We start from the raw sequence: 4,092 nt of genomic DNA, 5'->3' as shown, positions 1-4,092 counted from the left end.
CAATAAAGTCGATACCTTTAGTATTAAAGGAAAATTTTGTTGATGATTTTGAGATAAGAGGAGAAATTATTTTACCCTTAGATGGGTTTAATAAAATGAATGAAGAACGAATAGAGGCAGGTGAAGACCCTTATAGAAACCCTAGAAATACGGCTAGTGGTAGTTTAAAGTTACAAGATAGTGCTGAAGTAGCAAGAAGACCATTAGATTGTTTGTTGTATCATATAGTAGCTAATAATAATCCGCTATCATCTCATTATAATTCATTAGAAAATGCACGTAAATTAGGTTTTAAAGTGCCGCAAGCATTTGAAGTTTGCTCAACAATAGATGAAGTTTTTGCCTTTATAGAAAAATGGGATGAAAAGCGACACGAATTGCCTTATGAAACAGATGGAATTGTTGTAAAGGTAAATTCATTGGCGCAACAAGATGAATTGGGTTATACGGCTAAAGCACCTAGGTGGGCAATTGCGTATAAATTTAAAACTGAACAAGCAAGTACTAGATTAAATAAAATTACCTATCAAGTGGGAAGGACAGGAGCTATAACTCCTGTTGCAAACCTAGAGCCAGTTCAGTTAGCAGGTACAACCGTTAAAAGAGCATCATTACATAACGCTGATCAAATAGAAAAATTAGATATTAGGGAAGGAGATATGGTTTATGTTGAAAAGGGAGGTGAAATTATCCCTAAAATTGTAGGAGTTGATCTGTTACAAAGACCTAATACTTCAGAACCAACAATTTATATCTCTAATTGCCCTGATTGTAATGCTAAATTAATAAGAAACGAAGGAGACGCAAAGCATTATTGTCCAAATGAATATGGCTGTCCAACCCAAATTACTGGAAGAATTCAACATTTTATTAGTAGAAAAGCAATGAATATAGATGGCTTAGGAGCTGAAACAGTTGAGTTGCTATTTAAAGAAGGGTTGATAAACAATTATGCTGATTTGTATGAATTAAAAGAAGAACAAATTATTCCTTTAGAGAGAATGGCTGAAAAATCTGCTAAAAATATGATTGAAGGTATTGAAAAATCGAAAAATATTCCTTTTGAGAAAGTTTTATTTGCGTTAGGTATTCGATTTGTTGGTGAAACGGTTGCTAAAAAATTAGCAAAACATTTCAAGTCTATCGATAATTTGATGCAAGCCTCGATTGAGGAGTTAATTTCAATTGATGAAATAGGAATTAGAATTGCGGAGAGTGTTAGGGAGTTTTCTACTAATTTGTTAAACATTCAATTTATTGAAAGGTTAAAAACTTATGGTGTTGAACTCAAATTATCAGACAAAGATTCTGTGAACCATTCAGATAAACTTAAATCATTAATTTTTGTTGTTTCAGGAGTGTTTACTCAATTTAACAGAAATGATTTAAAAAAATCTATTGAAGATAATGGAGGTAAAGTAGCAAGTTCTATTTCAAAAAAAACCAGCTATATTATAGCTGGTGAGAATATGGGACCAAGTAAGCTTAAAAAAGCTCAAGATTTAAACATTCCAATTATTACTGAATCAGATTATATAACTATGATTGGTTAAACTAAATATTTTCTATTATAATTCTATTTCTTCTAATTTTAAGTTTTCCTTCATTCTCTAGTTGTTTTAACAAACGAGAAACAACTACTCTTGAGGTATTAATGTCATCAGCAATTTCTTGATGTGTAATAAAAAGAGTATGATCTTGCATAATTTTAACCTTATCAGTTAAATATTTAAGCAGTCTATTGTCTAACTTCATAAAAGCTAAACTGTCAATAGATTCAACCATTTCAATTAACCTCATATGATAACTATCTATAATGAAATGGCGCCAGCTTTCATATTTTTTTAACCATTCATCAACTTTTTTAACCGGTATAAAAATACCTTCAGTTTCTTTTTCAGCAACTCCTCTAAACATGCTTTTACTTCTGTTTAAGCAGTTCACAAATGATATAGCGCACGTATCACCCTTTTCTAAAAAATATAATGCAATTTCATCACCATTTTTATCTTCACGAATGATTTTAATGGCGCCATTAAGTATTAAAGGAATATGGCTCATATTATCACCAATATCTATAAGCGTTCCTCCGCTTTCAATAGATCTGTAAATACCAATGTTTACAATTTCATCAATTAATTCTTTCTCAAAAATTTCACTGTAATAATCAATTAATTTTTCTCGTACAATCGTTCTGTCCGTATTCATATTCATAAAATTAAGTTTTATTAAAAATACAGTACCAAAGTTACAAAATTAAAAAATCAAACTCCTGACAATTGTCAGGAGTTTGATTAGTCAAATAATTATGAGAATTCTAGGTTTAAAATCTTATTTGCATTTGCATAAGCAATGCATCGTTGTCAATATTTACATGAGTTTCAATGTTTGCTTGGTAATTAATTTGCAAGCGTGTTGATTTATTGAAGAAATAGTTAATACCAACAGTCATTCTTTCTGTATAACCAATAAGGTTCTGGTCTAAATCTTGATCAAAATATTCGTATTTTAATACAGGTTGAAATTTTTCATTTACGTTATATGCAGCTTGTACATAAGCACCGGCTCTTTTTTCACCTAATTCAAGTGGCTCAGCACCGCAACCACCACCAGCAGCTCTGTTATAATCACCTTCGTCATAAATATACTCACCTTGTACAATTAGGTCGTTATACGTTAAAAGTGCATCAATTGCGTAAGAAGTTCTAGTATCCGTTTGGTTGTTTGGATATCCATATCTAAAACTCGCACCTACATTAAGAAAATCTAAGAACTGATATGTAGCACGTCCTGCAACATCTTTTTTCTCATTATTATCATTGATACCTAATCCTCTTCCGTTTAATAATGCAACAGAATATCTAAATTTTGTTTGGTTTGATCCACCTAATAACATTAAACCCATATCCCTTTGTGGAGATACTAATTGATCGGCAACAATAGATCTATCTATAGTCATTAAAGCATGACAAGCGGTTGCAACATCTCTACTTAGAGGTGTTTTAAATGAACCTAGTGAAACTTTAGCCCATTCATGTTTGTCATAAGTTACAAAGGCATCTAATAAATATGCATCTCCACCACCTATAAATGCACTAGTTTCTAGCACGAAATAATAAGAAAAAGAACGATTTGCTCTACCTCTTACTCCAATTCTAGCTCTTTTAAATGTAAAAGTGCTTTCTGCTTGATCAGTAAATCTACTTACATATTCTGGTTGAATGTAACCAAAAACTGTTGAGCTACTTGTTGAAGGAACTCCACTAGCTCCTGCTACTGGGGCTTCATCTTCACATCCTTGCGCGAATGTAGTGTTAAATTGCAATGCGAATACTATAGAAAAAAGTATAACTATTTTTGTTTTCATTATATTTGGTTTTGGTTAAAAAGCTCTAAAAAACGGTAATTACTTATTGGTTATAAAACATCATTTTATAATTTATTGTTGTTTTCTAGAGCTTTAGTTTTAAATATTTTAAATTAAATTTTTTGATTAGTTTACAGTTGGTAACCCTGCTGAATAACTTGAAGTCCAGTGGTTTGATGACCAATGTGAACTATCATGGCTTAATCCATTCATTCCAAATGTTAAACTATAAGCTTCATATCCTAAAACATTTAAGCAAGCAGTTATAACAGCTGAAGTTTGTCCTGTATAGCAGTAAGTAACTATTTTTCCTGAAGGATCTAAATTATTAGTTTCACCATTCGCTACGGTTAAAGGTAAAATTCTGTTTGCACCTGCAATATGTCCAAAACCTGCATAATCTGCTTCACTAAAGTAATTATTAATGAAATAGTTAGAAGGAGAAGCAACTACATCTGCATTAGAAGCGGTTTTAAATCCACCTGAAACAACATCTTCTACTCTTTTTTTCAAGATAGCAGCACCATCAGTACTTAAGCTAGAAAGAACAGGGTCGTTAAAAATATTTAAAGCAGGAGCTGTACTACTATATGACCAGTTTCCACTATCAGCACCAACATTCCCAACGTTACCTGACCAAGAATCTGTATTATCAGACCAACCTGACATACCCCATTTTAAAGCTTGTGCATTTGGGTGTCCGTACATACGTAATAAAGCTGTTG

4 protein-coding genes are annotated in these 4,092 nt (G+C 31.8%); 1 reads left to right on the top strand and 3 read right to left on the bottom strand.

The genetic code is table 11. The features are described from left to right. On the top strand, positions 1-1,553 hold a 1,553-nt coding region (gene ligA, locus HKP59_RS12465; protein ID WP_291807463.1), incomplete at its 5' end, for an NAD-dependent DNA ligase LigA. A 1-nt stretch (position 1,554) separates the two neighbouring features. Here ligA and HKP59_RS12460 read toward each other — a convergent pair. From HKP59_RS12460 to HKP59_RS12450, 3 genes are all read right to left on the bottom strand, one after another. Further along, positions 1,555-2,214 carry a Crp/Fnr family transcriptional regulator gene (locus tag HKP59_RS12460; RefSeq protein ID WP_363289289.1) on the bottom strand — a complete coding sequence of 220 codons (660 nt, stop codon included), beginning with the start codon at positions 2,212-2,214 and terminating at the stop codon, positions 1,555-1,557. A 109-nt stretch (positions 2,215-2,323) separates the two neighbouring features. Then, positions 2,324-3,367: a porin gene (locus HKP59_RS12455; RefSeq protein ID WP_291807460.1), complete on the bottom strand. Its 1,044-nt coding sequence runs from the start codon at positions 3,365-3,367 to the stop codon at positions 2,324-2,326. A gap of 126 nt (positions 3,368-3,493) precedes the next feature. Further along, positions 3,494-4,092: rhodanese-like domain-containing protein (locus HKP59_RS12450; protein WP_291807459.1), on the bottom strand; the 599-nt coding region annotated here is incomplete at its 5' end.

Origin of the sequence: Lutibacter sp., assembly GCF_013041805.1 — a bacterium.
In the GTDB taxonomy this organism is placed as follows: Bacteria; Bacteroidota; Bacteroidia; order Flavobacteriales; family Flavobacteriaceae; genus Lutibacter.
The sequence above is the reverse complement of the archived record's forward strand: the minus strand, read 5'-3'. Positions and strand labels throughout refer to the sequence as shown.